At 70.6% G+C, this 24,992-nt stretch carries 29 protein-coding genes; 16 read left to right on the top strand and 13 right to left on the bottom strand.

Features of this window, described 5'->3' with window-relative positions; genetic code table 11:
• Positions 1 to 42 precede the first annotated feature (42 nt).
• The 5 genes from OKJ99_RS23975 to mshD all read right to left on the bottom strand — a co-directional run bounded on the left by OKJ99_RS23975 (position 43) and on the right by mshD (position 4,338).
• On the bottom strand, positions 43 to 984 hold the full coding sequence (locus OKJ99_RS23975) for an ABC transporter permease (RefSeq protein ID WP_326019433.1): 942 nt from the start codon (positions 982 to 984) through the stop codon (positions 43 to 45).
• Positions 981 to 1,976, bottom strand: coding sequence for a hypothetical protein (locus OKJ99_RS23970; RefSeq protein ID WP_326019432.1), 996 nt, complete (start codon positions 1,974 to 1,976; stop codon positions 981 to 983). The genes OKJ99_RS23975 and OKJ99_RS23970 overlap by 4 nt, the downstream gene beginning before the upstream one ends.
• Positions 1,973 to 2,869, bottom strand: a complete 897-nt coding sequence (locus OKJ99_RS23965; protein ID WP_326019431.1) for an ABC transporter ATP-binding protein — start codon at positions 2,867 to 2,869, stop codon at positions 1,973 to 1,975. Before OKJ99_RS23965 ends, OKJ99_RS23970 begins: the two co-directional genes overlap by 4 nt.
• Complete coding sequence (locus tag OKJ99_RS23960) at positions 2,866 to 3,276, bottom strand: GntR family transcriptional regulator (protein ID WP_326019430.1); 411 nt, start codon at positions 3,274 to 3,276, stop codon at positions 2,866 to 2,868. The genes OKJ99_RS23965 and OKJ99_RS23960 overlap by 4 nt, the downstream gene beginning before the upstream one ends.
• Positions 3,277 to 3,402: 126 nt before the next feature.
• On the bottom strand, positions 3,403 to 4,338 hold the full coding sequence (mshD, locus tag OKJ99_RS23955) for a mycothiol synthase (protein ID WP_326019429.1): 936 nt from the start codon (positions 4,336 to 4,338) through the stop codon (positions 3,403 to 3,405).
• A 187-nt stretch (positions 4,339 to 4,525) separates the two neighbouring features.
• Here mshD and OKJ99_RS23950 point away from each other — a divergent pair, with 187 nt between their 5' ends.
• Both OKJ99_RS23950 and OKJ99_RS23945 read left to right on the top strand, forming a co-directional pair.
• Complete coding sequence (locus tag OKJ99_RS23950; RefSeq protein WP_326019428.1) at positions 4,526 to 6,313, top strand: bifunctional metallophosphatase/5'-nucleotidase; 1,788 nt, start codon at positions 4,526 to 4,528, stop codon at positions 6,311 to 6,313.
• Positions 6,314 to 6,419: 106 nt separating this feature from the next.
• Entirely contained in the window at positions 6,420 to 7,598 is a 1,179-nt protein-coding gene (locus OKJ99_RS23945) for an LmeA family phospholipid-binding protein (protein WP_326019427.1), read from the top strand.
• Positions 7,599 to 7,608: 10 nt separating this feature from the next.
• Here OKJ99_RS23945 and OKJ99_RS23940 read toward each other — a convergent pair whose 3' ends face one another.
• The 5 genes from OKJ99_RS23940 to OKJ99_RS23920 form a co-directional block, all read right to left on the bottom strand.
• A complete protein-coding gene (locus OKJ99_RS23940; protein WP_326019426.1) occupies positions 7,609 to 9,033 on the bottom strand; it encodes a HAMP domain-containing sensor histidine kinase in 1,425 nt (474 codons plus the stop codon).
• Positions 9,030 to 9,764: a response regulator transcription factor gene (locus OKJ99_RS23935; RefSeq protein WP_326019425.1), complete on the bottom strand. Its 735-nt coding sequence runs from the start codon at positions 9,762 to 9,764 to the stop codon at positions 9,030 to 9,032. The genes OKJ99_RS23940 and OKJ99_RS23935 overlap by 4 nt, the downstream gene beginning before the upstream one ends.
• A 94-nt stretch (positions 9,765 to 9,858) precedes the next feature.
• Positions 9,859 to 10,899 carry a S1C family serine protease gene (locus OKJ99_RS23930; RefSeq protein WP_326019424.1) on the bottom strand — a complete coding sequence of 347 codons (1,041 nt, stop codon included), beginning with the start codon at positions 10,897 to 10,899 and terminating at the stop codon, positions 9,859 to 9,861.
• A 122-nt stretch (positions 10,900 to 11,021) separates the two neighbouring features.
• Entirely contained in the window at positions 11,022 to 12,044 is a 1,023-nt protein-coding gene (locus OKJ99_RS23925; RefSeq protein ID WP_326019423.1) for a LacI family DNA-binding transcriptional regulator, read from the bottom strand.
• A 53-nt stretch (positions 12,045 to 12,097) separates the two neighbouring features.
• On the bottom strand, positions 12,098 to 12,937 hold the full coding sequence (locus OKJ99_RS23920; protein WP_326019422.1) for a response regulator transcription factor: 840 nt from the start codon (positions 12,935 to 12,937) through the stop codon (positions 12,098 to 12,100).
• 246 nt (positions 12,938 to 13,183) lie between these two features.
• Here OKJ99_RS23920 and OKJ99_RS23915 point away from each other — a divergent pair, with 246 nt between their 5' ends.
• The 11 genes from OKJ99_RS23915 (at position 13,184) to ygfZ (ending at position 20,543) form a co-directional block, all read left to right on the top strand.
• The gene (locus OKJ99_RS23915) at positions 13,184 to 14,011 is read left to right on the top strand and encodes an alpha/beta hydrolase (protein WP_407700754.1); all 828 of its coding nucleotides are present in this window, start codon (positions 13,184 to 13,186) and stop codon (positions 14,009 to 14,011) included.
• A gap of 39 nt (positions 14,012 to 14,050) precedes the next feature.
• A complete protein-coding gene (locus tag OKJ99_RS23910) occupies positions 14,051 to 14,305 on the top strand; it encodes a MoaD/ThiS family protein (protein ID WP_326019421.1) in 255 nt (84 codons plus the stop codon).
• Complete coding sequence (locus OKJ99_RS23905; RefSeq protein ID WP_326019420.1) at positions 14,241 to 15,284, top strand: hypothetical protein; 1,044 nt, start codon at positions 14,241 to 14,243, stop codon at positions 15,282 to 15,284. The genes OKJ99_RS23910 and OKJ99_RS23905 overlap by 65 nt, the downstream gene beginning before the upstream one ends.
• 210 nt (positions 15,285 to 15,494) lie before the next feature.
• Positions 15,495 to 16,232, top strand: a complete 738-nt coding sequence (locus OKJ99_RS23900) for an LmeA family phospholipid-binding protein (RefSeq protein ID WP_326019419.1) — start codon at positions 15,495 to 15,497, stop codon at positions 16,230 to 16,232.
• 212 nt (positions 16,233 to 16,444) lie between these two features.
• On the top strand, positions 16,445 to 16,525 hold the full coding sequence (locus OKJ99_RS43785) for a putative leader peptide (RefSeq protein ID WP_352133573.1): 81 nt from the start codon (positions 16,445 to 16,447) through the stop codon (positions 16,523 to 16,525).
• A 116-nt stretch (positions 16,526 to 16,641) separates the two neighbouring features.
• The gene (locus OKJ99_RS23895; protein WP_326019418.1) at positions 16,642 to 17,487 is read left to right on the top strand and encodes a sulfurtransferase; all 846 of its coding nucleotides are present in this window, start codon (positions 16,642 to 16,644) and stop codon (positions 17,485 to 17,487) included.
• 31 nt (positions 17,488 to 17,518) lie between these two features.
• Positions 17,519 to 17,806, top strand: a complete 288-nt coding sequence (locus OKJ99_RS23890; protein WP_266712503.1) for a DUF1416 domain-containing protein — start codon at positions 17,519 to 17,521, stop codon at positions 17,804 to 17,806.
• Positions 17,807 to 17,928: 122 nt separating this feature from the next.
• A complete protein-coding gene (locus tag OKJ99_RS23885) occupies positions 17,929 to 18,189 on the top strand; it encodes a DUF3099 domain-containing protein (protein WP_326019417.1) in 261 nt (86 codons plus the stop codon).
• Positions 18,190 to 18,446: 257 nt separating this feature from the next.
• Positions 18,447 to 19,019 (top strand): FABP family protein, encoded by a 573-nt coding sequence (locus tag OKJ99_RS23880; protein WP_326019416.1) that lies wholly within the window; start codon positions 18,447 to 18,449, stop codon positions 19,017 to 19,019.
• A gap of 62 nt (positions 19,020 to 19,081) precedes the next feature.
• Entirely contained in the window at positions 19,082 to 19,528 is a 447-nt protein-coding gene (locus tag OKJ99_RS23875; protein WP_326019415.1) for a Fur family transcriptional regulator, read from the top strand.
• A gap of 34 nt (positions 19,529 to 19,562) precedes the next feature.
• Complete coding sequence (ygfZ, locus tag OKJ99_RS23870; RefSeq protein WP_326019414.1) at positions 19,563 to 20,543, top strand: CAF17-like 4Fe-4S cluster assembly/insertion protein YgfZ; 981 nt, start codon at positions 19,563 to 19,565, stop codon at positions 20,541 to 20,543.
• A gap of 31 nt (positions 20,544 to 20,574) precedes the next feature.
• On the opposite strand, the gene dtd is transcribed toward ygfZ, so the two are convergent.
• The gene (gene dtd, locus OKJ99_RS23865; RefSeq protein ID WP_326019413.1) at positions 20,575 to 21,000 is read right to left on the bottom strand and encodes a D-aminoacyl-tRNA deacylase; all 426 of its coding nucleotides are present in this window, start codon (positions 20,998 to 21,000) and stop codon (positions 20,575 to 20,577) included.
• Between the two features lie 260 nt (positions 21,001 to 21,260).
• On the opposite strand from dtd, the gene OKJ99_RS23860 reads away from it, so the two are divergent.
• Together OKJ99_RS23860 and OKJ99_RS23855 are read left to right on the top strand one after the other, a co-directional pair.
• Complete coding sequence (locus tag OKJ99_RS23860) at positions 21,261 to 21,803, top strand: RsiG family protein (RefSeq protein WP_326019463.1); 543 nt, start codon at positions 21,261 to 21,263, stop codon at positions 21,801 to 21,803.
• 153 nt (positions 21,804 to 21,956) lie between these two features.
• On the top strand, positions 21,957 to 23,279 hold the full coding sequence (locus OKJ99_RS23855) for a GNAT family N-acetyltransferase (RefSeq protein ID WP_326019412.1): 1,323 nt from the start codon (positions 21,957 to 21,959) through the stop codon (positions 23,277 to 23,279).
• A gap of 70 nt (positions 23,280 to 23,349) precedes the next feature.
• Here the strand turns inward: OKJ99_RS23855 and OKJ99_RS23850 are convergent, their stop codons facing one another.
• Complete coding sequence (locus tag OKJ99_RS23850) at positions 23,350 to 23,535, bottom strand: hypothetical protein (protein ID WP_326019411.1); 186 nt, start codon at positions 23,533 to 23,535, stop codon at positions 23,350 to 23,352.
• 165 nt (positions 23,536 to 23,700) lie between these two features.
• Between OKJ99_RS23850 and OKJ99_RS23845 the strand changes: the two genes are divergently transcribed.
• Positions 23,701 to 24,660 carry a winged helix-turn-helix domain-containing protein gene (locus OKJ99_RS23845; RefSeq protein ID WP_326019410.1) on the top strand — a complete coding sequence of 320 codons (960 nt, stop codon included), beginning with the start codon at positions 23,701 to 23,703 and terminating at the stop codon, positions 24,658 to 24,660.
• A gap of 35 nt (positions 24,661 to 24,695) precedes the next feature.
• Here the strand turns inward: OKJ99_RS23845 and OKJ99_RS23840 are convergent, their stop codons facing one another.
• Positions 24,696 to 24,887: a hypothetical protein gene (locus OKJ99_RS23840; protein WP_326019409.1), complete on the bottom strand. Its 192-nt coding sequence runs from the start codon at positions 24,885 to 24,887 to the stop codon at positions 24,696 to 24,698.
• Between the last annotated feature and the right edge of the window lie 105 nt (positions 24,888 to 24,992).

The raw sequence follows: 24,992 nt of genomic DNA, 5'->3' as shown, positions 1-24,992 counted from the left end.
GGGCGGGGCCCGGGAATCCGGGGCCGGGGCCCCCGCTCGGGGTCAGCGGGTGCGGCGGCGCAGCAGCCAGAAGGCGGTGGCGGTGGCGGCGGCGGTGAGGGCGAGGACCAGGGTGGTCTCGACGAGCTGGAGGGGCCAGAAGTGGGACGGCGGGTGGCCCTCGCGGTAGAAGCCCGTGACGTTGTGCGCCGTGAGGCACGCGCGGTCGTCCACGCACAGGGGGTCGGAGATACGGGCCCCGGAGGCGGTCATCGCGCCTTCGGAGACCAGGGACCCGGCGAAGTACTGGTAGCCCTCGTTCACGTCCCCGGTCGCCGTCACCGTGGGCCACAGCCGGTCGCGGACCGCGTCGAGCGCGCCGACCACCACGGCCGTGGCGATCAGCGAGTACGTCGCCGCAGGCAGCGTGCGGCGCGTCAGGAGCGCCACCATCGCGCCGATGGCCAGGCCGAGCAGCGACAGCGCCACGGCCGTCGGGCCGAGGACGTTGTAGAGCTGCGTCGACCCGTACCAGCGGTGGTCCGAGAGCCCCGGGGCCTCGGAAGCGACGAGGCGGCGCAGCAGCATCAGGATCGTGGTGCCGACGACGAGGAAGGCCGCGGGCAGAGCCAGCTTCGCGGCCAGCCAGCGCACCGGGGTCACGGACTGCGTCCACGCCAACTGGGCCGTGCCCCTGCCCAGTTCGCGCCCGATGAGCAGGCCGCCGGCGAACACCGAGGCCGCCACCGGCACCAGCGTGACCAGGGTGTCCGTGAGGGTGAGGACGTAGTGGTACGCGTCCGCGGTCGCGCCCTTCGCGGTGCAGCCGTTCGCGGTGGCCGGGTTGCAGTGTCCCGTGATGTCGAGCCCGGCCGTGCCGGGGCCCCACAGCCACAGCAGCAGCGCGCCCGTCACGACGACGAAGGCGATCCACAGCCAGGCGGCGACGCGGTGCAGTCGCAGGACCGTCCGGGGCAGGCCCAGGGGAATCGTGGTGGCGCTCATGCGGCACCCTCCTTGGTGAGCGGGGCGACCGGCGGCTCCGGCTGGAACCGGCGCAGCACGAGGAACGCGGCGACGACGGCCAGCGCGGCGAGCCCGAGCAGGATGCCGGTCTCGGCGAGCTGACGCGGCCAGAAGTCGGGGGAGGGCAGGTAGTGGCGGGTGAAGCCGGTGATGTCGTGCTGGTCGAGGCAGTGCTGCGTCATGCAGCCGGGGTCGCGGATCTCCGCCCCCGTCGACGTGATCGCCTTGCTGTGCACGGGGATCTCCGGCTGCTGGTAACTGCCCTGGAGCGGCCAGGAGTTGGAGCGGAACGCGCCCACCAGGTACGTCACGACCCCGGCCAGGGCGGCGGCCGGCAGCGTACGCCGCAGTACCAGCGCGGCCAGCACCCCGATGGCCAGGCCGAACAGGGCGTTCGCCACCGTCGCTGGGCCCACGGAGAAGTCGAAGTCGCGCGGTCCGATGCCGGCGACGAGCAGATGGTTGCGGCCGTCCCACACCAGTCGGTAGAGGATCACGACGAGCGTCGTGCCGACGGTGACGAGCAGGGCGGGCACGGCCAGCTTCGCGGCCAGCCAGCGGGCGGGGGAGACGGACTGGGTCCACGCCAACTGCGCGGTGCCCTGCTCCAGTTCGCGGGCGATCAGCGGGCCCGCCGCGAAGACGGCGATGACGCACGCGGCGATCCGGGCCAGCGTCAGCGGATCGTAGAAGAGGGAGTCGAAGGCCCCGCCGACGAACGGCAGGAACGCGCTGAGCCCCTGCCACGCGTTCTCCTGCGCTCCGCCGTACCCGAGCTTGTCGAACGCCGCCTGGGCGTCCGCGGAGCCGGGGCCCCACAGCCACAGGAGCAGGCCGAGGCTGACCACCACGTAGCCGGTCCACACCCACATCGCGCTGCGGTGCAGTCGCAGGACCGTCCACACCAGGCCGTCGGGTCCTGGCTTCGTGCGGCGCACGGCGGAGGGCTTGTCGAGGGCCGGGGCGCTCATGCGGTCACCTCCGTGCGGCGCGGGGCGGCCGTGGTGCCGGGCGTGAGCAGGGGCGGGGCGTCGGGCGAGCGGAGGTGGGCCAGGAGCAGCTCCTCCAGGGAGGGCTCCTGGACCTGCCAGCCCTCGCCGAGCTGTCCGTCCCTGCGGATCAGGGCGGTGACGCCGCGGCCGGAGGCGCGGGACTCGACCACCGTGTGCGGGGCGAGGTCGCCGCGGCCCGTCACCAGGCTGTGCGCGCCGATCAGATCGTCGATGCCGCCGCCGAGCCGGATCCGGCCGCCGCCGAGCAGCAGCAGGTGGTCGCAGGCGTCGGCCAGTTCGGTCACGATGTGCGAGGACATCAGGACGGTCGTGCCGTGCTCGGCGGCGTCCGCCATCAGCGTGCCCATCATCTCGTGCCGCGCCAGCGGGTCGAGGTCGGCCATCGGCTCGTCGAGCAGCATCAGTTCGGGGCGCTTGCCGAGGGCCAGGGCGAGCGCGACGCGGGTGCGCTGGCCGCCGGAGAGCGAGCGGATCTTCGCCTTCGGGTCGAGCTCGCCCTGCTCGACGATCTTCGACGCGTACGCGGCGTCCCAGCGCTCCGGGTTGAGCGCGGCGCCCACCTTCAGGGTGTCGGCGACGGACAGCTGGGGGTACAGGGGCTTGCTCTGCGCGAGGTAGGAGACCTTCGCGCGGTGTGTGCCGGGGGCGGCGCCGAGCACGGAGATGCTCCCCGAGGTGGGGCGCGACAGGCCGGCCGCGATGGTCAGCAGTGTCGACTTGCCCGCGCCGTTGGGCCCGACGAGCGCGCTGATCCGGCCTGTGGGCAGCCGGAACGAGCAGTCGTCCAGGGCCGCCGCAGCGCGCCGTCCGTAGCGCTTGACGAGGCCGTTCGCCTCGATGGCCGTGCTCATGAAGTCCCCTTGGGTGTGGTGCCGAAGTGCGCCTCCAGGGCGCTGCCGAACAGGGCGGCTACGTCCTCGCGGTCGAGGCCCGCCTCCTTCGCCCTGCCCGTCCAGTCCTCGAGCTCCGCTCTCAGCGGAGAGTCGGCGGAGCCGGAGCCGAGCGTCGCGCGGACGAACGTGCCGAGCCCTCGCCGGGCCTCGACGAGTCCGGAGCGCTCCAGCTCGCGGTATGCCTTCAGCACGGTGTTCGGATTGATCGCCGTCGCCTCGACGACCTCGCGCGCCGTGGGCAGCTTGTCCCCGGGCTCGAGCAGTCCGAGCCGCAGTGCGTGCTCGGTCTGGTGGACGATCTGGAGGTAGGTGGCGACGCCGGTGTGGCGGTCGATGCGGAATTCGATGACCGGTTCCTGTGCCACGGCGTACCCCCTTTCACTAATCAAGTAGTGAAAGGGTGATGCAAGAGAGGGGGCGGCGTCAAGTGACGCCGCCCCCTCACCTCCGACCGGTCGTGAAAAACCTGGGAAAACCCCAGGTCAGAGCCGTCAGGACTCGGTTCGGTACATCAGATCCGTCTCGTACGTGGTGAACCCGAGCCGCTCGTACACGCTCACCGCCGCCTTGTTGTCGGCGTCTACGTAGAGCATCGCGGTCGGAAGTCCGGCCGCCGCGAGGTGGCGCAGGCCCGTCGCCGTCAGCGCCTTGCCGAGGCCGCCGCCCTGGCCCGCGGGCGCCACCCCGACGACGTACACCTCGCCGAGCCGCTCCTGTGTGTGCACCTTCGTCCAGTGGAAGCCGACCAGCTCGTCGCCGCGGAAGGCGAGGAAGAAGCCCGCCGGGTCGAACCAGGGCTCGGCCTTGCGGTCGTCCAGGTCGCGCTGGGTGAGGGAGCCCTGCTCGGGGTGGTGGGCGAACGCCGCCGCGTTCACCGCGAGCCACGCCTTGTCGTCCTGGCCGGGCACGAACGTACGGATCCTGACGCCCTGGGGCAGCACCGGCTCCGCGAGCTCCAGATCCTCCAACGGCCGCCGCATCTGCCGCAGTTCACGGAACAGGGTCAGCCCGAGCACCTGCGCCAGATGGCGCGCCGCGCTGTGCCCGCCGTGCGCCCACACCCGCACCCGCTTCCCGGAGGCGGCGAGCAGCGCGCTGCCGAGCGCCCGCCCGTGCCCGTGCCCCCGGTGCGCCGGGTGCACGACCAGCTCGGCGGCCGGGGCCTCGACGGGGTCGGTGTCCTCCAGCTGCGCGTACCCGGCCAGCTCGTCGCCGATGCTGAGCAGCAGATGCCGTACGCCCTCCCGCTCGCCTCCCCGCAGCTGCAGCCGGCCCTGCTCGGACACGGCCTGCTGGCCGTCCGTGCGGGCGGCCTCGGTCAGCAGGGCGAGCACCGCGGCGGACTGCTCGGCGGACAGGACGGTCAGGGTGTCGATCCGGCGGCCGGAGAGGGCGGGATCGCTTGCGGGGGCGGGGTCCGTGGTCATGGGTACGAGGGTACGGCGGGGCTCCGCCCGGGGCGGGGGGCTGTTGCGCGGGGCCGGGGTTGACGTCTCGGGGCTCCGCCCCGGACCCCGCTGCTCAATCGCCGCAGGGGCTTGATTTTGCCCACCCGCTACGCGCGTTGACCGTAGGCTGCCCCCACATTTGCATCGGCATCCCCAGGGGGACCACATGCACATAACCACCAGCAGACCGCTCGCCTTCGTCGTCACGCTCGCCGCCGCGGGCGCGCTCATGGCCGCGCTGCCCGCCGGGGCGACGCCGCAGAAGAACGCGGCGGGCGGGCGCTACCAGGACGTGCAGTTGCTGTCCTTCAATGACCTTCACGGGAACCTGGAGCCGCCGGCCGGGTCCTCGGGGCAGGTCACCGAGGATCAGGCCGACGGCACCACGAAGAAGATCGACGCGGGCGGGGTCGAGTACCTGGCGAGCTCACTGCGCACGGCCCGCCAGGGCCACCCGTACAGCGTCACGGCCGCCGCGGGCGACCTGATCGGTGCCAGCCCGTTGCTGTCCGGCCTGTTCCACGACGAGCCGACCGTCGAGGCCATGAACAAGCTGGACCTGGACGTGACCTCGGTCGGCAACCATGAATTCGACGAGGGTTCGGCGGAGTTGGCGCGGTTGCAGAACGGCGGCTGCCACCCGAAGGACGGCTGTTACGAGGACGGGCGCACCTTCGAAGGCGCCGACTATCCCTACCTGGCCGCGAACGTCACCGACGAGAAGACCGGCAGGCCGATCCTCGCCCCCTACTGGGTGTGGAAGCACAAGGGCGTGAAGGTCGGCTTCATCGGCGTCACCCTCGAAGGCACCCCGGACATCGTGTCGGCCGAGGGCGTCAAGGGCCTGAAGTTCCACGACGAGATCGAGACCGTCGACAAGTACGCGAAGATCCTCGACAAGCAGGGCGTGAAGTCGATCGTCGCGCTGATCCACGAGGGCGGCGCCCCGGCCTCGGCCTCGTACAACTACGACTGCGACTCACCGAGCGCGGGCGGCGGCGTCTCGGGCCCGATCGTCGACATCGCCAAGGGCATCACGCCCAAGGTCGACGCCCTGGTCACCGGCCACACCCACAACGCGTACGCGTGCACGATCCCGGACCCGGCAGGCAAGCCGCGCATGGTCACGTCCGCGTCCTCGTACGGGAAGCTCTACACGGACACGACCCTGACGTACGACCGTGCCACCAAGGATGTCGTTCGTACGTCGGTGAAGTCGCCGACCTCCGCCAATCACGTCGTCACGCGGACGCAGAGCAAGGCCGCCGATATGACGGCGCTGATCGGGCGGTGGAACAAGCTGGCCGCGCCGGTCGCGAACCAGCCCGTCGGCTACATCTCCGCCGATGTTCCCGGCCGGGGTGCCACGACCCCCGAGGCCCCGCTCGGCGATCTCATCGCGGACGCTCAGCTGGCGCACGCCAAGTCCCTCGACCCCAAGGCGGTCCTGGCCCTGATGAATCCGGGCGGGATCCGCTCCGACCTGGTGTTCAAGGCGAGCGGGAACGAGGGTGACGGTGTGGTGACGTACGGCGAGGGCTTCGCCGTGCAGCCGTTCAGCAACACCGTCAATCTGGTCGATCTGACCGGTGAGCAGCTCGTCACCGCGCTCAAGCAGCAGGTCAGCGGGGCGAACGCGGCCTCGCCGAAGATCCTTCAGCCCTCGGCGGGACTCACGTACACGCTCGACATGACCAAGTCGGGGGCCGACCGGGTCGTCGCCGACTCGATCAGGCTGAACGGGGCCGCCGTCGACCCGGCCGCCACCTACCGCGTCGCGATGAACTCCTTCCTCGCGGGCGGCGGCGACGGCTTCGCGGCGCTCGGGGCGGGCAGGAACCCGCTGGTCGGAAGCGATGACCTGAAGGCGTTCAACGACTATCTGACCGCCAATTCCTCGGCCTCGAACCCCATCGCGCCGCCCAAGGCGGACCGAATCACGATCGTCAAGTAGCTGAAACAGAGCTTGCTTTGGGGTGGCCTACGGTTGAACAGTGGGCCACCCCACTCTTGTGAAGGATGTTTGTGTAACTGGTGGGGGTGTGTGATGGAATCGGCCGATGCGCACCCCCCACCGCATGGCCGAAGACCCCATAGCCGCCGACCACATAGCTGACGACCACACAGCGTTTGACGACTGGTTTGATGGCGGGGCGGAGGATTTGGTTCCGCCCGACCACAGGCGGGCCGGCCGGCGCAGGCGCCGAAGCCGTCTCGCCGGGCTCTCCTTCGCGCTGAAGGGCCTGATCGCGATCATTGTCCTGTGCGGTTTCCTGGCCATGGCCGACCGCTGGGCGGTGCTCTACGCCGAGAACAAGGCGGCACAACAGATCAAGAAGCAGCTGAAGTTGAACGCCGCCCCCGAGGTGGAGATCAGCGGCTTCCCCTTCCTCACCCAGCTCGCCGACCGCCGTATCGGCGAGCTGAAGGTGACCGTCCCCGACGTCGCCGCCGACCGCGTCACCCTCGCCAAGGTCTCCGCGACCGCGCACAACGTACGCATCAAGGGCTCGGGCCTCACCGACATCAGCGGCGCCCACGCCGACGTGATGCAGGGCCAGGTACTGCTCAGCTTCGCCGACATGAACAGGGAACTGGGCGCGTCCCAGGTCACGTTCAGCGGGCACGGGAAGAACAAGGTGCTCGCGCGCGGCACCCTGCCCGTCGCCGGGCACGACGTGAAGGTGCGGGCGGACGCGAACATCCAGCGGCTCGGCGCGTCCGGGATCTCCACCGACATCGACAACATGAGCCTGGCCGTCGGCGACCTCGCCACCTACCGCCCCGGCACCCGCTCCTCCGAGGGGCTGCACCTCACGCGCTCGTCCGTGGACAAGCTCACCAAGCAGGCCGACAAGGCGCGGCAGCTGCTCGCCGTCCCCGCGGTGGTCAAGCGTCTCGGGGTGCCGGACAGCGCGGTGCAGCAGGCGCTGAACAGCGACGCGAAGCTGCGCGAGCTGACCGGGACGCCGCGCTTCGTGAAGCAGCTGATGGGCACGAACCTGATCGACATCGCGCTCGCCCACCCCGCGCTCCTGAAGAAGTTCGGCCTCGACCCGGCGCTGCTCGACGGCCTCACCCGCCTCACCCGGCCCGAACTCGCCGACCGTCTCTCCCTCGCCTTCCGGCTGCCGAAGCTGCCGGGCGGCGACGGATACGTGCGGTTGCAGGACGTGACCGTGGAGAAGGAGGGGATCCGGGTGGATCTCTCGGGCGGCGGGCTCTCGGTCGGCAAGTGACCGACAGGTCCTACGGGATCTCCGGCGGCGGTGTCGGCGCGCCCGGCAGGACCAGCGTGGCGATCGTGCCGCCGCCGTCCGCGGCCGAGAGCGCGACGTGGCCGCCGCTGGCCTCGACCGTGCGCGCCACGATCGACAGGCCGAGGCCCGAACCCGGCAGGGCGCGCGCGGTCGGCGAGCGCCAGAACCGGTCGAAGACGTAGGGGAGTTCATCGTCCGGGATGCCCGGTCCGTGGTCCCGCACGGTGAGCGTGCCGCGCATCAGCCGGACCTCGACGCGGCCCTTGTCCGGGCTGAACTTCACGGCGTTGTCCAGCAGGTTCACGACCGCCCGCTCCAGCGCCGCCGGCTCGGAGCGTACGTACCAGGGGGCCAGCTCCGCCTCGAAGGTCAGCTCGGGGCCGCGCAGCCGGGCGCGCTCGATGGCGCTGCGCACGGTGTCGTGCAGCGAGACCACCTTCAGCGGCCCTTCCGCCCCGGTCAGTCCCGTACGCGACAGTTCCTGAAGGTCGCCGATGAGCGCGGCCAGCTCCGTCATCTGCGCCTTCAGCGACGTCATCAGAGCCTTGCGGTCCTCCGGGGGGATGGAGCGGCCGGACTCCTCGATCCGGGTGAGCAGCTCGATGTTGGTGCGCATCGAGGTCAGCGGCGTCCGCAGCTCGTGACCCGCGTCGGCGATGAGCTGCTGCTGGAGTTCGCGGGACGAGGCGAGCGACGCGGTCATCGAGTTGAACGACTCCGAGAGCCGCGCGATCTCGTCGTCGCCCTCGACCGGGATACGGACCGTGAGGTCCTCGGTCCTGGCCACGTGCTCGACGGTCTCGGTGAGCTGGTCGACGGGGCGCAGCGCGGCGCGGGCGATCCACAGCCCTGCGGCCGTGGAGCCGAGGACGCCGACTCCGCCGACGAGCAGGAGGACCCAGGCGAGCGTGGTCAACGGATTCGTGATCTCGTCGAGCGGGGTGGCGACGGTGGCGGCGATGCCGGGGATCCGGGCGTCGCTCTGGGTGCTGATCGGGACCGTGAGGACCCGCATCGCCCGGCCCTTCACGTCGTCCGTGGTGTGCACCGAGTGGTCGGATGTGCCCGCCGCGACGGCCAGGTCCGCGGGCTGGACGGGAATCTTGGGGTCGCCCTGCGAGGTGCACGCGGTGCCGTCGGACTCGATGATCTGGATCGTGGGGCCCGGGAAGTTGTGCTGGTTGGAGGAGTTGCCGGACCGGCAGCCCGCGAGGACGTAGTCCATCTGCTCCTGCTTGACCGAGTGGGCCTGCTGCACCAGGTCGTTGTCCAGCTGCGCGTAGAGCTGCTTCTCCGTGATGAACCAGCACGTCACCGCCACCGCGGCGACCGCCGCGGCCACCGCCACGGCCACGAGGAGCGCGATCCGCGACCTCAGCGGCAGCGTCCGCAGCCGCCGGACGAGCTTGCTCACTCGCTCGCTCCGTCGGACCGCAGCACGTACCCCACGCCCCGCACGGTGTGCACGAGGCGTGGTTCGCCGCCCGCCTCGGTCTTGCGCCGCAGGTACATCACGTAGACGTCGAGGGAGTTGGAGGACGGCTCGAAGTCGAAGCCCCAGACCGCCTTGAGGATCTGCTCGCGGGTGAGGACCTGGCGCGGGTGGGCGAGGAACATCTCCAGGAGCGTGTACTCGGTGCGGGTCAACTCGACCGCGCGCCCGCCGCGCGTGACCTCGCGGGTCGTCAGGTCCATGCGCAGGTCGGCGAAGGAGAGGGCGTCCGTGTTGTCGGCGGATCCGGCGTCGTCGGCGGCCGCGTACGAGCTGCGGCGCAGCAAGGCCCGTACGCGGGCGAACAGTTCGTCCAGCTCGAACGGCTTGACCAGGTAGTCGTCGGCGCCCGCGTCGAGTCCTGTGACCCGGTCGCCGACCGTGTCGCGGGCGGTGAGCATGAGGATCGGTGTGGTGGAGCCGGTGGCCCGCATCCTGCGGGCCGCGGTCAGGCCGTCCATGCGCGGCATCTGGATGTCGAGGACGACCAGGTCGGGGCGGTACGAGGCGACCTTCTCCAGGGCGTCGGCGCCGTCGACCGCGACCTCGGTGCCGTAGCCCTCGAAGGCGAGGGAACGCTGGAGTGCCTCCAGTACCGCGGGCTCGTCGTCGACGATGAGGATGCGGTGCGGTTCGCCTTCGGCGGGGCTCATGGTCAGCGTTTCCTGTCGGTGAGTACGGGCGGGTGGCCGGCGTCTATCAGCCTCGCACGGCGACCCGGGGCGCGCGTGCCGCGCCGGGCCTGCGTCAGCTGTCCGCGCCGCCGGAGCGCAGGGTGTCCAGGTCGGCCTTGACCGTGTTGATCGGGATGGCGAAGCCGAGGCCCACGCTGCCGTTGCTGGAGGACGAGGTGGAGGAGTCCGAAGCGGACGAGTACATCGCCGAGTTGATGCCGACGATGTTGCCGTTCATGTCGATGAGGGCGCCGCCGGAGTTGCCGGGGTTGAGGGACGCGTCGGTCTGGATCGCCTTGTACGTCGTCTTGGACGAGCCGGTGTTTCCGTTGAACTCCTGGCCGCCGAACTCGAACGGCCACTCGCCGCTGCCGCCGCTTCCCTGCTGTTGCTGCTGCTGGTCCTCGTCGGTGGAGACCGTGACATCGCGCTGGAGCGCCGAGACGATGCCGCTGGTCACGGTGCCGGTCAGGCCCTCGGGGGAGCCGATCGCGACGACGTCGTCGCCGACCTTGACGCCCTCGGAGTCGCCGAGCGTCGCGGCCTTGAGGCCGGAGGCGTTCTTCAGCTTGATGAGCGCGAGGTCCTTCTTCGCGTCGGTGCCCACGACCTCGGCGGTGTACGTCTTGCCGTCGCTCGTCGAGACCTTGACGGAGGAGGCGCCGGACACGACGTGGTTGTTGGTGACGATCTCGCCGTCGCTCGTGATGATCACGCCGGAGCCGGTCGAGGAACCGGACCCGAGAGTCGCGTTGACCTCGACTATCGACGGGCTGACCGCCTCCGCGACGCCGGACACGGTGCCCTTCTTGCTGCTGGGCACCACCGTGGTGCTGGTGGCGGACGAGGCCGTGGCGGAGCCGGTGAGCTCCTGGAAGGCATACGCGGTGCCGCCACCGACGGCTGCCGCCGCGATCGCCACCGCCGTGATCAGCCCGGCCGGGCCACGCAGCCGCTTCTTCTTCGGGCTGCCGTGCTGCGGGTGCTCGTACCGCGGCTGCTCGTGCGTCTGCTGCTCGTGCGTCTGCTCGGAGAGCACCACGCCCGGCAGATACGGGGGCTGCGGAGGGAGGGCCTGGGAGTCATCGCCGCTTCGGCGGTAGGTCTCGGTCATGGCACCAAGCCTGTGGCGCGTTCATGAGAGGCGGCTGAGTGTGCCCTGAGAGTCCCAGCAGAACCCTGTTTGCCCGAAATAAAGGTCGGGCCCGACCAAAACCCCGGCGACCCGCGGAGCGGCTACGCGCAGCCGCAGGACTGCCGGACGACCAACCGCGAGGGGAAGAGCTTCAACCGCTCGCGCCGCGACCCGGCCACCCGCAGCGAGTCGTCCAGGACGAGGTCCACGGCGGCCCGCGCCATCGCGGGACGGTCCGAGGCGACGGTGGTCAGCGGCGGATCGGTGAGCCCCGCCTCCTTCACGTCGTCGAAGCCGGCCACCGCGAGGCCGCCCGGCACGTCGATGCGCAGCTCGCGCGCGGCCCGCAGCACACCGATGGCCTGGTCGTCCGTGGAGCAGAAGATCGCGGGCGGCCGGTCGGGCCCGGCCAGCAGGCCGAGCGCCATCTTGTAGGCGTCGTAGCGGTTGTACGGCGCCTCGAAGAGCCGGCCGTCGATGGACCGCCCCGCCTCCTTCATGGCACGGCGCCAGCCCTCGACGTGGTCGGAGACCGGGTCGCCCACGGAGGGAGTGTCCGCGGTGCCGCCCACACAGGCGACGTAGTCGTGGCCGTGCTCCAGGAGGTGCCGGGTGGCGAGCTGGGCGCCGCCCATGTCATCGGTCACGACCGCGACGTCGTCGATCGCCTCGGGCCGCTCGTGCAGCAGGACGACGCGGGCGTCCCAGGCCTCGATCTCGTTCGCCGCGAGGTCGTTGAAACCGTGCGAGACGAGGATCAGCCCGGAGACCCGCATGCCGAGGAACGCGCGCACATAGTGGACCTCGCGGTCCGGCACGTAGTCCGAGTTGCCGACCAGGACCATTTTCCCGCGCTCCGACGCCGCCTGTTCGACGGCGTGCGTCATCTCCGCGAAGAACGGCTGGCGCGCGTCCGGCACGATCATGCCTATGAGGTCGGTCCGCCGCGAGGCCATGGCCTGGGCGACCCGGTCGGGCCGGTACCCCAGCTCCTTGATCGCGGCGAGCACCCGCTCGCGCGTGGCCGGGGCGACCGGCCGGGGTCCGTTGTTGATCACGTAGGACACGACGGCGGTCGAGGTACCCGCCAGCCGCGCCACATCGTCCCGAGTCACCTTGGCCACGCGCGGAGTCTACGCGGATGGACCACCCTCTGGGCAGGTCATGAGCCGCACCGCTAACGGCGTACGGAGGTCGGGCGACCCAGTCCGTCCACGGGGGACGGGACCTTGTCCGTGTTTTCTGCGGTATCCGCCTTGTTCGCGGCCGCGGCCCGCTGCTCGGCCTCCTGTTCCGCCCGCCGCTCGGCCCGCGCCTCGGCGTTCTTCTCCGCCTTCTTCTCCGGCTTCTCCGGGGTGACGAAGCGGTAGCCCACGTTGCGCACGGTGCCGATCAGCGACTCGTGTTCGGGGCCGAGCTTGGCGCGCAGCCTTCGCACGTGCACGTCCACGGTCCGGGTGCCGCCGAAGTAGTCGTAGCCCCAGACCTCCTGGAGCAGCTGGGCCCGCGTGAACACCCGCCCGGGGTGCTGCGCCAGATACTTGATCAGCTCGAACTCCTTGAAGGTCAGGTCCAGGACCCGGCCCTTGAGCTTCGCGCTGTACGTCGCCTCGTCCACCGACAGATCGCCGTTGCGGATCTCCATGGGGGAGTCGTCGGTGACGATCTGCTGCCGGCCCATGGCGAGCCGGAGGCGTGCCTCGACCTCCGCGGGTCCCGCGGTGTCCAGGAGCACGTCGTCGATGCCCCAGTCCGCGGTGACGGCGGCGAGGCCGCCCTCCGTCACGACGAGCACCAGCGGACAGCCGGGCCCCGTGGAGCGGAGCAACTGACAGAGACTGCGGACCTGCGGGAGGTCTCGGCGCCCGTCGATGAGGATGACATCGGCACCGGGGGTGTCGACGAGAGCGGGGCCCTCCGCCGGAGCCACTCGCACGTTGTGCAGGAGCAGGCCGAGAGCGGGAAGCACCTCCGTCGACGGCTGAAGGGCATTCGTAAGGAGCAGCAGAGAACTCATCGCCGCCCACCTGCCTGGGTCGTCATACGTTCGTGCACGGTTCGCTCGCCCATAACGTCTGGTTCCTCCTCGGGTCCCTACGAGGACGTTTGCGGCACTGCTTCGTACTGGCAGGAGACCCCGCGCCCTGGGGTCTGACCTGCTGTTTTGCAAGTACTTTCAGGGCGTCGTATACAACGCCCTTGAAAGCACAAAAGGACCCGGGGGCTGCATTGCCCGAGTCCTCTTCCCAGCAGAATAGCCCACATGAGTTGGGGTCCGGCAGGTGACGAGCGTGGATCTTCTGTGTGGCCGATCACGGAACGGAGACGGCGCGTGATGCTCCGGACACTCGACGGGGTCGCCATCGACGCCTCCTACGAGCCCGGTCCCGGCGGCCCCGAGACCCCGGCGATCGTGCTCGCGCACGGCTTCACCGGCGATCTGGCGCGGCCCCATGTGCGCCGCGCGGCAGCGGTGTTCGCGCAGCGTGCGGCCGTGATCACGTTCTCGTTCCGGGGGCACGGGCGCTCCGGCGGGCGGTCCACGGTCGGCGACAAGGAGGTGCTCGATCTCGCGGCGGCGGTCGAATGGGCGCGCTCGCTCGGCCACGCGCGCGTGGTGACGGTCGGCTTCTCCATGGGCGGTTCGGTGGTGTTGCGGCAGGCCGCACTGCACAGGGGGCGCACGGAAGCGCATGTTGACGGGGTCGTCGCGGTGAGCGCCCCCGCCCGGTGGTTCTACCGCGGCACGGCCCCGATGCGGCGGGTGCACTGGGCGGTGACCCGGCCCGCGGGACGCCTTGTCAGCCGCTTCGGGCTGCGCACGCGGATCCACCCGTACGACTGGGACCCGGTCCCGCTCTCGCCGGTCGAGTCGGTCCCGCTGCTCGCGCCGACCCCGCTGCTCGTGGTGCACGGCGACCGCGACCCGTACTTTCCCGTCGACCACCCCCGGATGCTGATGGGGGCGGCGGCGGACGGGGCCGCGGAGCTGTGGCTCGAACCGGGGATGGGCCATGCCGAGAACGCGGCCGGCGACGAGCTGATCGAGCGGATCGGGACGTGGGTCGCGGCGACGCTTGCCGCACAATAGGACGCCGTAAGCAGAGCGGGACCGAGAGAGGAGTCGGGAATGGCGCAGGGCACGATCCGCTTCTGGGCCGCGGCCAAGGCCGCCGCCGGCGTCGCGGAGGAGCCGTACGAGGCCGAGACCCTGGCCGCGGCGCTGGAAGCGGTGCGCACGCGGCACCCCGGCGATCTCGTCCGGGTCCTCCAGCGCTCCTCGTTCCTGATCGACGGGGACCCGGTCGGGACCCGTGGCCATGAGACGGTACGGCTTGCCGAGGGCGGCACGGTCGAGGTGCTCCCGCCGTTCGCAGGAGGATGACACCCCGATGAGCAACAACCAGCAGTACCCGCGTCAGTACGACCCGCAGTACGACCCGTACGGGCAGCCGCCGCCGGCGCCGGTGCCGCAGCAGCAGTGGTCGTACGAGGCCGTGCCCTCGGCGCCGGAGGGGTGGGGCTCACGGGGCTCCGCCCCGGACCCCGCTGGCTCTCGTCCCAGTACGGGGCTTGAAATGCCCACCCGTGATCAAGCGTCCCAAGGCCTTGAAATGCCCACCCGTGCTCAACGCCGGTCGCGGTCGCCCATCATCGAGCCCGGGATGCAGCCCGCCGCGATCACCGCCGTGCTCGCCCTGCTGCTCGCGGGCGGCGCCGCCATCGGCTCGTACGCGCTGCTCGTCCCGCTGCTGGTGCTGCAAGCGGTCACGGCCGCGGGCTGGTTCCGGCTCAATGGGATGTGGCCCGCGCGCCAGGGCATCGCGCTCGCCTTCATGGGCGGCGTCGTCGCCGATGTCGCGCTGCTCGTGGCGGGCCGGGACAACGGACCCGCCGCGATCCTCGGCACGCTCGGCGTCTGGGTGCTGCTCACCCTGGTCCTCCAACTGCGCTCGCACGCCGACCCGGACGAGCGGATGTACGGCCTGATGGCGACGGTCGCCTCCTCCGCGCTCGCGATCGTGGCGGCCGGACACCTGGCGGCCGAGCCCGACGCGGTGACGGTCGGCGCGGTGGCCGTGGCGGTCGCGATCGTGGCCCGCGCGCTGCCGCTGCCGACCGTCGTGTCCGTCGTCGTGGCGCTGCTCGCGGCCACCGGTGCGGGGATCGCCGCCGGCGGCATCACCGACTTCGGCACGGGCGGCGCCTTCCTCGGTCTCGGCGCGGGTGCCTGTGCCGTCATCGGCCACCGCGTGGCGTCGTACGACTTTCCGTCCCGCTTCGTGCACATGACGGCGGGCGTGGCGCTGCCACTGGCCGCGGCGGCTCCGGCGGTGTGGCTGCTGGGCCGCGCCCTCGGCTAGGGCCCTTCTGACGGATCTTGCCGGAGTCGTGGGCCCTGGCACGCACATCTGCTGCGTTGTCGTCGGTTGCCAACGCTCCGCGTTGACGCCCTCCTCCGCCTTGCAGCTGCACGCACCAGACCCCACTTGTCGGCACCGCACGTGGCCGGCCGTCCGCATCCAGCCTGATCCGTCAGAAGGGCCCTAGGCCGTTCGCGTACCCTCCCCGCCATGCGCGCACTGCGAATACTGCTGATATTTGTCGTCGTCATCGGCGGCCTTTTTGTGGCGGCGGACCGGGTCGCGGTCCACTTCGCCGAGAGCAAGGCCGCCGACAAGATCCGCACGAGCGAGGGGCTCGGGCAGACCCCCGACGTGTCGATCAACGGCTTCCCGTTCCTGACCCAGGTCGCGGGCGGCACCCTGGACGACGTCCAGCTCGGCATCCAGGACTTCGAGGCGAAGAGCGGCAAGAGCGACGGCGCCGGTATCCGGATCGCCGACCTCAAGGCCGAGATGCACGGTGTGAAGTTCGACAGCAGCTACAGCTCCGCCACCGCGGACTCGGCCACCGGCACCGCCCGTATCGACTACACCGAGCTCCTCAAGGCCGTGAAGAAGGAGGGCCCGGCGCAGGTCGCCCCCGGCGTCTCCGCGTGGATCGACGGGCTCTCGTACGGCGGCGACCACAAGGTCAAGGTCACGGTCGCGGTCAAGACCCCGCTCGGCACGGTGCGGCCCACGGTGCGCAGCACGGTCGACGTCGACGGCGGCAAGGTCTCCGCGCACGCCGACAGCCTGCCGGACATCAGCGCGTTCAAGCTGGCGGAGGGCCCGATCCGGGGCGTCATCGACTTCCAGCAGGCGCTCGACGACCTGCCGGCGGGTATCGAGTTCGACCGGGTGCAGGCCGTCGATCAGGGCATCGAGATCACGGTGAAGGGTTCGGACCTCGACCTGGTCGGGTAGGCCCGGGGAGACGCGGGAACGGGCCGCCGAGAGCGTCGGTCCGAACTGCGAGACGGAGGCGTCCGCAGAGTAGATGCCGACGGGCGCCAGGCGGTGCGGCGACGGGCCGGACGGCGCCGGGAGCCGCGATCGTTCTCACATTCCGGACGATCTCGTCTCACCATCCGACACGCCGGTGACACGGCCACGGGTACGTCCTTACGATCGGACTCATGAAGCGACAGGCGGATCTCACGAAGCGGCGGGCAGTAGACCTGTGCCGCGTCGCCGCCATGCTCTGTCGCGCCGCCTGAGTGGGACGGCTCAACTCCCGCTTTTCCCGGACCCCTTGAGGCATCTGACTCGGGGTCCCCGTGCAGCTACGCACACCCCTTTCGCATACCCCCGCAACTGCCCCGGAGGATTCAACATGAGCCGCAGCGACGTCCTGGTAGACGCCGACTGGGTCGAGGCCAACCTCGACAACGACAGCGTGGCCATCGTCGAGGTCGACGAGGACACGGCCGCGTACGACAAGAACCACATCAAGAACGCGATCCGGATCGACTGGACCAAGGACCTTCAGGACCCGGTCCGCCGTGACTTCATCGACCAGGCCGGCTTCGAGGAGCTGCTGTCGAAGAAGGGCATCGGCAACGACACGACCGTCGTCCTCTACGGCGGCAACAACAACTGGTTCGCCTCCTACGCGTACTGGTACTTCAAGCTCTACGGCCACCAGGACGTGAAGCTCCTCGACGGCGGCCGCAAGAAGTGGGAGCTCGACTCCCGCGACCTGGTCGACGGCGCGCAGGTCCCGAACCGTCCGGCCACGCAGTACAAGGCCAAGCCGCAGGACACGTCGATCCGCGCCTTCCGCGACGACGCCGTGAACGCCATCGGCAAGCAGAACCTGGTCGACGTCCGCTCGCCCGACGAGTTCTCCGGCAAGCTGCTCGCCCCGGCTCACCTGCCGCAGGAGCAGTCGCAGCGTCCGGGCCACGTCCCGTCCGCGCGCAACATCCCGTGGTCGAAGAACGCCAACGACGACGGCACGTTCAAGTCGGACGACGAGCTCAAGGCCCTCTACGAGGACGAGCAGGTCGACCTGGCCAAGGACACCGTCGCGTACTGCCGCATCGGTGAGCGCTCCGCGCTCACCTGGTTCGTCCTGCACGAGCTGCTCGGCGTCCCGAACGTCAAGAACTACGACGGCTCGTGGACCGAGTACGGCTCCCTCGTCGGCGTGCCGATCGAGCTCGGCGCCAACAAGTAACCCCCTGACCTTTACTTCCTAGGAGAGCAACATGTGCGGAGCGAAGGCCGGCGGCCCCGACGCCTCGACGATCAAGCCCGGTGAGACCACCATCCAGGGCCAGGTGACCAAGGACGGCGAGCCCGTCACCGGTTACGTGCGCCTCCTGGACTCGACCGGCGAGTTCACCGCCGAGGTCCCCACCTCGGCCACGGGCCAGTTCCGCTTCTACGCGGCCGAGGGCACGTGGACCCTGCGCGCCTTGGTCCCCGGCGGCCAGGCCGACCGTACGGTCGTCGCCCAGACCGGCGGGCTCGCCGAGGTCGCGATCGCCGTCTGAGCGGTCACACACGACGGCTGAAGGGCCGCACCCCGCCTGGGTTGGACGCCACTGGTAGGGGTGCGGCCCTTCGGCATGTACGAGCCGGAGCCGGGCTGCCCCCGCGGGCTTACGCTGGAGGTATGTACGCGCGGCGAAAGCACGTCTACTTCGCCATGATGGGCGTCTGCATCGGCCTGTTCGTGCTGGCCTGGGGCGTCGTGCGGCTCTGGTCGGTGCCGGCCGCCGTCGCCATGTGCGTCGTCGCCATGGTCATTCCGCCCTTCGCCGCCATCACCGCCAACCGGCGCGGGCCCGACGACCGCTGGTGGGACGATCCCTCGGGCGATCCGAAGTCCGACGAGTGGTGGGACGAACTGGACGGGAAGAAGCGCCGCCAGTGAGCACCCCGCCGACATCCTGGTGACACCCGCTGTGACCGACCTCGCCGAGAGCGCCGGTGCCCGGACGACTACAGTGGTGCCCGGCTCTGTTATCCGCATACGTTCCGCTCACCGAGGAGCAATCCCGTGCTTGAGGCCTTCTTCTCCACCCTTCTCGTCCTGGTCTGCGTCGGCGTCGTCGCCTTCGCGGGTCTGACCGTGAAGAAGCTGTACCAGGGCCAGCGCTGACCCCCCACTGAGAGACGTCTGAACCGCTCATGATCCAGATCCCGTCCGACCTGCACCCCGACCTCGTCCCCCTCGTGTTCCTCCTGGGCGACTGGGCCGGCGCCGGCGTCACCGACTTCCCGGGTGCCGAGAAGGCCAACTTCGGGCAGGAGGTCTCCTTCACCCATGACGGGCGGGACTTCCTGGAGTACCACTCGCACACCTGGGTCCTGGACTCCGAGGGCAACAAGGTGAAGCCCCTCGAGTCCGAGTCCGGCTTCTGGCGGATCGGCAAGGACCGCAAGGTCGAGGTCGTCATGGTCCGCGACGACGGCGTCGTCGAGGTCTGGTACGGCGAGCTCGCCGACAAGAAGCCGCAGATCGACATCGCCACGGACGCGGTGGCCCGCACGGCCGCCTCCGGCCCGTACAGCGGCGGCAAGCGCCTCTACGGCTACGTGAAGAGCGACCTGATGTGGGTCGGCGAGAAGCAGACCCCCGAGGTCCCGTTGCGCCCCTACATGTCGGCCCAGCTCAAGAAGGTCGTCTCCCCGGAGGACGTCGCCGACATGGCGCGCAATCTCCCGGACATGCCGGACGACGGCATCGCCTTCTTCAAGTAGGCGGCAGCGCCTTCTTCACGTAGGCCGAATCGCTTTCTTCAAGTCGTTCTAGACTCGTCGGTGTGGTGAGCACCGAAGGCATCGACTGGAAGAGCGATCTGCGGCAGCGCGGCTACCGGCTGACGCCGCAGCGCCAGCTTGTCCTGGAAGCCGTGGACACCCTGGAGCATGCGACCCCCGACGACATCTTGTGCGAAGTGCGCAGGACGGCGTCGGGGGTCAACATTTCGACGGTCTACCGGACCCTTGAGCTCCTGGAGGAGCTCGGGCTCGTCTCGCACGCCCATCTCGGGCACGGCGCGCCCACGTACCACCTCGCCGACCGGCACCACCACATCCACATGGTGTGCCGCGACTGTACGAACGTGATCGAGGCGGATGTGGACGTGGCGGCGGAGTTCACCGCCAAGCTGCGCGAGGAGTTCGGTTTCGACACCGACCTCAAGCACTTCGCGATCTTCGGGCGCTGCGAGAACTGCGCCAAGGACAAGGGGCGGACGCAGGAATAAGCGCGTCCGCCCACTCGTCGTAGTGTGTGTGAACATGCAGCGACATTCAACGAGCAGCCCCCTGCTGGCCCTGCCCGGCGCCGTCCCCGCCGAGGGCGTGGACGAAGGCGTCGCCGCGCACTACGGCGACCTGTTCCGCGAGCAGCGCTCCCTTGCGGACGGGGCCGGCGTCGTCGACCTGTCGCACCGTGGCGTGCTCACGGTCACCGGCGCGGACCGGCTGAGCTGGCTGCACCTGCTGCTCTCCCAGCACGTGGAGCAGCTGCCGCCGAACCAGGCCACCGAAGCGCTGATCCTCTCCGCCAACGGACACATCGAGCACGCCCTGTACCTCGTCGACGACGGCACGACGACGTGGGCGCACGTCGAACCCGGCACGCAGGAGTCCCTCCTCGCGTACCTGGAGTCCATGAAGTTCTTCTACCGGGTCGAGGCCGCAGACCGGACGGACGAGTTCGCCGTGGTGCATCTGCCGGCCGGGTCGATCGCTCCGGTGCCGGACGGCGTGGCCGTGCGCGAGACGCCGCACGGCCGCGATCTGTTCCTGCCGCGCGCCGACCTGGAGACGTACGCGAGTGCGAACGGCCCGGCGGTCGGACTGCTCGCCTACGAGGCGCTGCGCGTGGAGCAGCACCGGCCGCGCTTCGGCTTCGAGACGGACCACCGCACGATCCCGCACGAGCTGGGCTGGATCGGCTCGGCCGTGCACCTCCAGAAGGGCTGCTACCGGGGGCAGGAGACCGTCGCCCGCGTGCAGAACCTGGGCAAGCCGCCGCGGCGGCTCGTCTTTCTGCACCTGGACGGCAGCGAGGTGCACCTGCCGCCGCACGGTGCCGAGGTGCGACTCGCCGCCGACGGGCCCGAGGGCCGCAAGATCGGTGTCGTGACGACCTCGGTACGCCACCACGAGCTCGGCCCGATCGCGCTCGCGGTCATCAAGCGGAACGTGTCGGCCGAAGCGGAGCTCCTCGTGGAGACCACGGCGGCGGCGCAGGAAGTCGTCGTCGAGCCGTAGCCGCTCCCGTGGCGGCGTGGGGGCGTGGGGGCTACATCTCCAGCAGCACCGTGAACGGGCCGTCGTTCGTCAGGGACACCCGCATCTTCGCCCCGAACCGGCCCGTCGCCACGGTCGCGCCGAGCGCCCGCAGCTGCGCCACGACCTCGTCGACCAGCGGCTCGGCCACCGGTCCCGGCGCGGCGGCGTTCCAGGTGGGGCGGCGGCCCTTGCGGGCGTCCCCGTAGAGCGTGAACTGGCTGATCACGAGGAGCGGCGCGTCGATGTCGCTGCACGACTTCTCGTCGGCCAGCATCCGCACCGACCAGAGTTTGCGGGCCAGTTGGGCCGCCTTCTCCTTGGTGTCCTCGTGCGTGACCCCGACGAGGACGCACAGGCCCTCGCCCTTGATCTCGCCCACGACCTCGTCCTCGACGACGACGCTCGCGCCGTCCACCCTCTGCACCACTGCTCGCATACGGCCATCATGCCGTGCGCCGATTTTCGTGCCCCGCAAGGGGTTTGACATGCTCCCCAACCCCCCATCCGGGGCGGATCTGGGGCACTCGGGCCCGAAGCGGCCACTGGGAGTGGCACCATGCTGACACGCGGTGCGTCGGTGGCGTGCGGCGCGGTCCGGTCGAGGGGACGGTAAGCACCATGGATACCCATGCCATGAGCCATACAACGAGTACGGGGCTGCCCGGGCAGCCCGTATCGCTGACGCACAGGGAACGGATGGCCCCGCTGAGCCGCCCACCGGCCCAGCGGACCGACAGCCCGGAGCTGCCCGCCGTGCCCGCCCCGGACCTGTCGGCCCTGCGCCTGCCGGAGCTGCGCACGCTGCGCCGCGACTCCCAGCAGAACGAGGCGGACCTGAGCTACGTACGACGCCTGCTCCAGGGCCGGATCGACATCCTGCGGGCCGAGTCGGGCCGGCGGAAGGACCCCGAGGCGCCGGTCGTGGACCGGCTCTCCGAGATCCTGCGGGACCAGCCGACGCGGCAGCGCTCCTCCGCCCGGCACGTCACGCTCGGCACCCCGCACAGCGAGGAGTCCCGGCGGCTCGCCCAGGAGATGCTCGCCGAGGTCGAGCTCTCCGACCTGGCGGCCCGCACGGACGACGAACTGCTCACGGCGATGGGCCGCCTCGTCCGCTACGAGCAGCAGGTCTCGCGCCGCCGCCACCAACTGCAGCGCACGGCGGACGACTGCAGCGCGGAAATCGCCCGCCGCTACCGCACAGGAGAGGCCCAGGTCGACGACCTGCTGAGCACTTGAATCCCCTCTAGCGACTGAGGCGCGAGGCCCTGGGACGGGGGACCGGGGCATTTCAAGCCCCTCCGGCGATTGAGGAGCGGGGTCCGGGGCGGAGCCCCGTGGCGTGGGGAAAATCCGGGCGACACTGGCGTCCGGCCCACCTAGCGTGAGCCCATGAGTAGCCGTGCCACCACCCCCGAAGCCCGCGAAGCGACAACCGTACGGGCCGTCACCGAGGACGAACTGCCCGACTGGTGCCGCGCCCTCAACACCGGATTCCTGCGCCAGCCGACCACCTCGCCGCAGACCGTCGCGAAGCGCCGCGCGCACTTCGACCTCGCCCGCACCCGCGCCGCCTTCGCCCCCGCCGGAGGCAGGGGGTACCCCCTGCTCGAAGAGCTTGGGGGAGGCACCCGGCAGGTCGCCACGTTCCGCTCCTTCGCGCAGGAACTCACCGTGCCGGGCGGCGCCACCGTCCCCACGGACGCGATCACCAACGTCACCGTCAGCCCCACGCACCGCCGCCGCGGGCTGCTCAGCCGCATGATGGCGGCGGATCTTGCCGAGGCGAAGGAGCGCGGTGACGTCGCGGCGACGCTGATCGCGGCGGAGTACCCCATCTACGGACGGTTCGGGTTCGGTCCTGCCGCGACCGGCGCCGTGTGGGAGGTCGATGTGTCGCGGGCCGGCCTCGACCCGCGCTGGTCGGGCCCGGACGACGGCGGCCGAGTGGACCTGGCGGACCCGGAGGAGGTGCGCAAGGTCGGCCCGGAGCTGCACGAGCGGCTGCGCGCCCGCGTCGCCGGTGTGGTGTCGCGGGACGAGCAGTGGTGGCAGTACAACACCGGCCTGTGGCCGACCCCGGAGGATCCGTGGGCGGAGCCGTTCCACGCGGTGTACCGCAATGCGCGCGGTGAGGTGGAGGGCCTGGTCGTGTACCAGTCCGACGACCGCTGGGGCGATGCCAAGCAGCCGCTGAACACGGCGCAGGTACGGCAGTTGATCGCCGTCACCCCGGCCGCCGAGCGCGCCCTGTGGACGTATGTCTGCTCGGTCGACTGGATCACTACGGTGCGGTCCGGGCTGCGCGCTCCCGATGACCTGCTGCCGCACCTGCTGCCCGACCCCCGCGCCGCCCGCATCGTGACGCAGGCCGACTTCCTGTGGGTGCGGATCCTGGACGTCGTACGGGCCTTGGAAGCGCGCTCGTACGACACCAGCGGGGAGATCGCGTTCGAGGTCCTCGACCCCGCGGGGTTCGCGGGCGGGCGGTTCACGTTGACGGCGACGCCCGGCGGGGCGGTCTGTTCGCCGGGCGCCGCCTCCCCTCAACTCACGGTCGACGTACGTGAGTTGGGGGCGCTGTGGCTGGGCGACGAGTCCGCGGTGCGGCTCGCCGCCCTGGGGCGGCTCGTGGAGCACGAGGCGGGTGCCGCCGCCGGGCTCGGTGCCCTGCTGCGGACCTCGCGCCGGCCGTGGTGCCCCGATGTGTTCTGAGCCACGGCCCCGTGCACGTACGGCTTACTGACCGACCGGGCTCCCGGCTCCCCTCCGGAAGGGAGCCCGGTCAGCCGCTCTGGGCGAGCAGCATCACGAGGATGACGGCCCCGATGCCGCTGATCACGGTGTTCTTGGCCTTGAGGCCGACGGAGAGAGCGATGAAGGCGATGATGCCCATCGGCCCGTACTTCCACTGGATGAGCTGCTCGAACCCGATGGCAAGTGCGGCGACGACGATGGCGAAGAGCGGCATTGTCCTACCTCCTTCAGGACCTGTGGTCCTCGTGGTGACCAACTTCAGGTCCCCCGACCATGTCCGGGAAGTTGGTCACCAACTCAAAGGTAGTTATCTCCATTGAAGAGCGACTCATAACCACCTTCACATCAACTCCCCAAAGATGGCGGGAAGTTGTAGGGTTTGGTTGTGAGTGGGGAGCATGCCGCCGTCAACGGACGGCCCAGGTCACAGCGGGCGCGAAGCACGTACCGCGAAGTGGCCGACGAGCTGCGCGACCGGATCACGTCCGGGCGCCTGAGCCCCGGCCAACGGATGCCCACGCAGGCACAGTTGGCGGGCGAATTCGGTGTGGAGCGCTCCGCCGTACGTCAGGCGCTGCGCATTCTGCAGTCCGAGAATCTGTTGGTGGACGCCTCGAAGGGCAGTCCGGCGATGGTCGCGCTCCATCCGCGGCCCGCGCTGCTCGGTCCGGAGGCGCCGCCGCAGCCGACCATGGTGACGCTCGCTCCGCGCATCGCCGAGGCCTTCGAGCGGTCCGACGTGGAGATCGACGCCCTGTGCATGACGGCGGTCTCGCTGACGCTCGCGATGGGTGAGCCGCTGCGCCTCATCCACGAGGGGCGCCTGAAACCGGCCAGGGTGCACGTGCGGGTGCTGCTGCCGAGCCGGGACATCGACCTCGCGTTTCCCGCGCCCGCGCCGCCGGCCGCCGAGCCGCCCGTGTCGCGGGCGGCGGAGGCCTCGCGTGCGGAGGTGGCGATGGGCGGCAGGCTGCGACGCGACTGGCTGGCGCAGCGCAACGCGCAGGGGCAGGTGCTGCGCCACAACCTGCTGGCTCTGCGGGCCACGCACAACATGGACGTCACGGTGGAGTTCCGCGCGCTGCCGTTCACGCCCCCGGTCAAGCTCTACCTGCTCAACAGCAACGAGGCGCTGTTCGCGTACTACACGCTGGCCAGACGCGGCGAACAGATCGACCATGAGCGGGTGGACGTGTACGACGCGCAGGGCGTGCGGCAGATGCTCTTCGCGTTCGAGCACGGAGCGGGGCTGCGCGACACGACCTTCGTGGAGCAGTCCCACCTGTGGTTCAACGGCCTGTGGAACACAATCAGCCAGGACCTGACGCTGAGCTCGTGACGGCGGCGGGACCGGTCGGTGCGGCGCGGGCCCTGTCAGTGCAGCGCGGGCCCGGCCACCGTGAGCGCGAGCAGTATGCCGCCCAGTGAACTACAGGTGGCGTTCCTGGCCCGGGCGCCGATGGCGAGCAGGAGCAGGCCCGCGAGGCCGGCCGGGCCGTAGTGCCACTGCGCGAGCTGTTCGAAGGCCATCACGACCACCGCGGAGAGGAGGCTCAGTACGGACATGGTGGTTCCTCCTGCTTCGGCGTTGCTTCGCTGATGGGCCTTACTTGGTCTCCTTCGCTGCCACCATTGGCCACCTTCATTCAAGTTGGTGACCAACTGCACTGG

The organism is Streptomyces endophyticus, assembly GCF_035798155.1.
Lineage (GTDB): Bacteria > Actinomycetota > Actinomycetes > Streptomycetales > Streptomycetaceae > Streptomyces > Streptomyces endophyticus.
Note: the sequence above shows the minus strand (reverse complement) of the source record. Positions and strands in the feature narration are given on the sequence as shown.

Excerpts from the sequence above, each read along its gene's own strand:
- OKJ99_RS23975 (WP_326019433.1), bottom strand. The coding sequence starts at position 984 with ATGAGCGCCACCACGATTCCCCTGGGCCTGCCCCGGACGGTCCTGCGA.
- OKJ99_RS23970 (WP_326019432.1), bottom strand. The coding sequence starts at position 1,976 with ATGAGCGCCCCGGCCCTCGACAAGCCCTCCGCCGTGCGCCGCACGAAG.
- OKJ99_RS23965 (WP_326019431.1), bottom strand. The coding sequence starts at position 2,869 with ATGAGCACGGCCATCGAGGCGAACGGCCTCGTCAAGCGCTACGGACGG.
- mshD (WP_326019429.1), bottom strand. The coding sequence starts at position 4,338 with ATGACCACGGACCCCGCCCCCGCAAGCGATCCCGCCCTCTCCGGCCGC.
- OKJ99_RS23950 (WP_326019428.1), top strand. The coding sequence starts at position 4,526 with ATGCACATAACCACCAGCAGACCGCTCGCCTTCGTCGTCACGCTCGCC.
- OKJ99_RS23945 (WP_326019427.1), top strand. The coding sequence starts at position 6,420 with ATGCGCACCCCCCACCGCATGGCCGAAGACCCCATAGCCGCCGACCAC.
- OKJ99_RS23935 (WP_326019425.1), bottom strand. The coding sequence starts at position 9,764 with ATGAGCCCCGCCGAAGGCGAACCGCACCGCATCCTCATCGTCGACGAC.
- OKJ99_RS23930 (WP_326019424.1), bottom strand. The coding sequence starts at position 10,899 with ATGACCGAGACCTACCGCCGAAGCGGCGATGACTCCCAGGCCCTCCCT.
- OKJ99_RS23920 (WP_326019422.1), bottom strand. The coding sequence starts at position 12,937 with ATGAGTTCTCTGCTGCTCCTTACGAATGCCCTTCAGCCGTCGACGGAG.
- OKJ99_RS23915 (WP_407700754.1), top strand. The coding sequence starts at position 13,184 with ATGAGTTGGGGTCCGGCAGGTGACGAGCGTGGATCTTCTGTGTGGCCG.
- OKJ99_RS23910 (WP_326019421.1), top strand. The coding sequence starts at position 14,051 with ATGGCGCAGGGCACGATCCGCTTCTGGGCCGCGGCCAAGGCCGCCGCC.
- OKJ99_RS23905 (WP_326019420.1), top strand. The coding sequence starts at position 14,241 with ATGAGACGGTACGGCTTGCCGAGGGCGGCACGGTCGAGGTGCTCCCGC.
- OKJ99_RS23900 (WP_326019419.1), top strand. The coding sequence starts at position 15,495 with ATGCGCGCACTGCGAATACTGCTGATATTTGTCGTCGTCATCGGCGGC.
- OKJ99_RS43785 (WP_352133573.1), top strand. The coding sequence starts at position 16,445 with ATGAAGCGACAGGCGGATCTCACGAAGCGGCGGGCAGTAGACCTGTGC.
- OKJ99_RS23895 (WP_326019418.1), top strand. The coding sequence starts at position 16,642 with ATGAGCCGCAGCGACGTCCTGGTAGACGCCGACTGGGTCGAGGCCAAC.
- OKJ99_RS23890 (WP_266712503.1), top strand. The coding sequence starts at position 17,519 with ATGTGCGGAGCGAAGGCCGGCGGCCCCGACGCCTCGACGATCAAGCCC.
- OKJ99_RS23885 (WP_326019417.1), top strand. The coding sequence starts at position 17,929 with ATGTACGCGCGGCGAAAGCACGTCTACTTCGCCATGATGGGCGTCTGC.
- OKJ99_RS23880 (WP_326019416.1), top strand. The coding sequence starts at position 18,447 with ATGATCCAGATCCCGTCCGACCTGCACCCCGACCTCGTCCCCCTCGTG.
- ygfZ (WP_326019414.1), top strand. The coding sequence starts at position 19,563 with ATGCAGCGACATTCAACGAGCAGCCCCCTGCTGGCCCTGCCCGGCGCC.
- dtd (WP_326019413.1), bottom strand. The coding sequence starts at position 21,000 with ATGCGAGCAGTGGTGCAGAGGGTGGACGGCGCGAGCGTCGTCGTCGAG.
- OKJ99_RS23860 (WP_326019463.1), top strand. The coding sequence starts at position 21,261 with ATGGCCCCGCTGAGCCGCCCACCGGCCCAGCGGACCGACAGCCCGGAG.
- OKJ99_RS23855 (WP_326019412.1), top strand. The coding sequence starts at position 21,957 with ATGAGTAGCCGTGCCACCACCCCCGAAGCCCGCGAAGCGACAACCGTA.
- OKJ99_RS23850 (WP_326019411.1), bottom strand. The coding sequence starts at position 23,535 with ATGCCGCTCTTCGCCATCGTCGTCGCCGCACTTGCCATCGGGTTCGAG.
- OKJ99_RS23840 (WP_326019409.1), bottom strand. The coding sequence starts at position 24,887 with ATGTCCGTACTGAGCCTCCTCTCCGCGGTGGTCGTGATGGCCTTCGAA.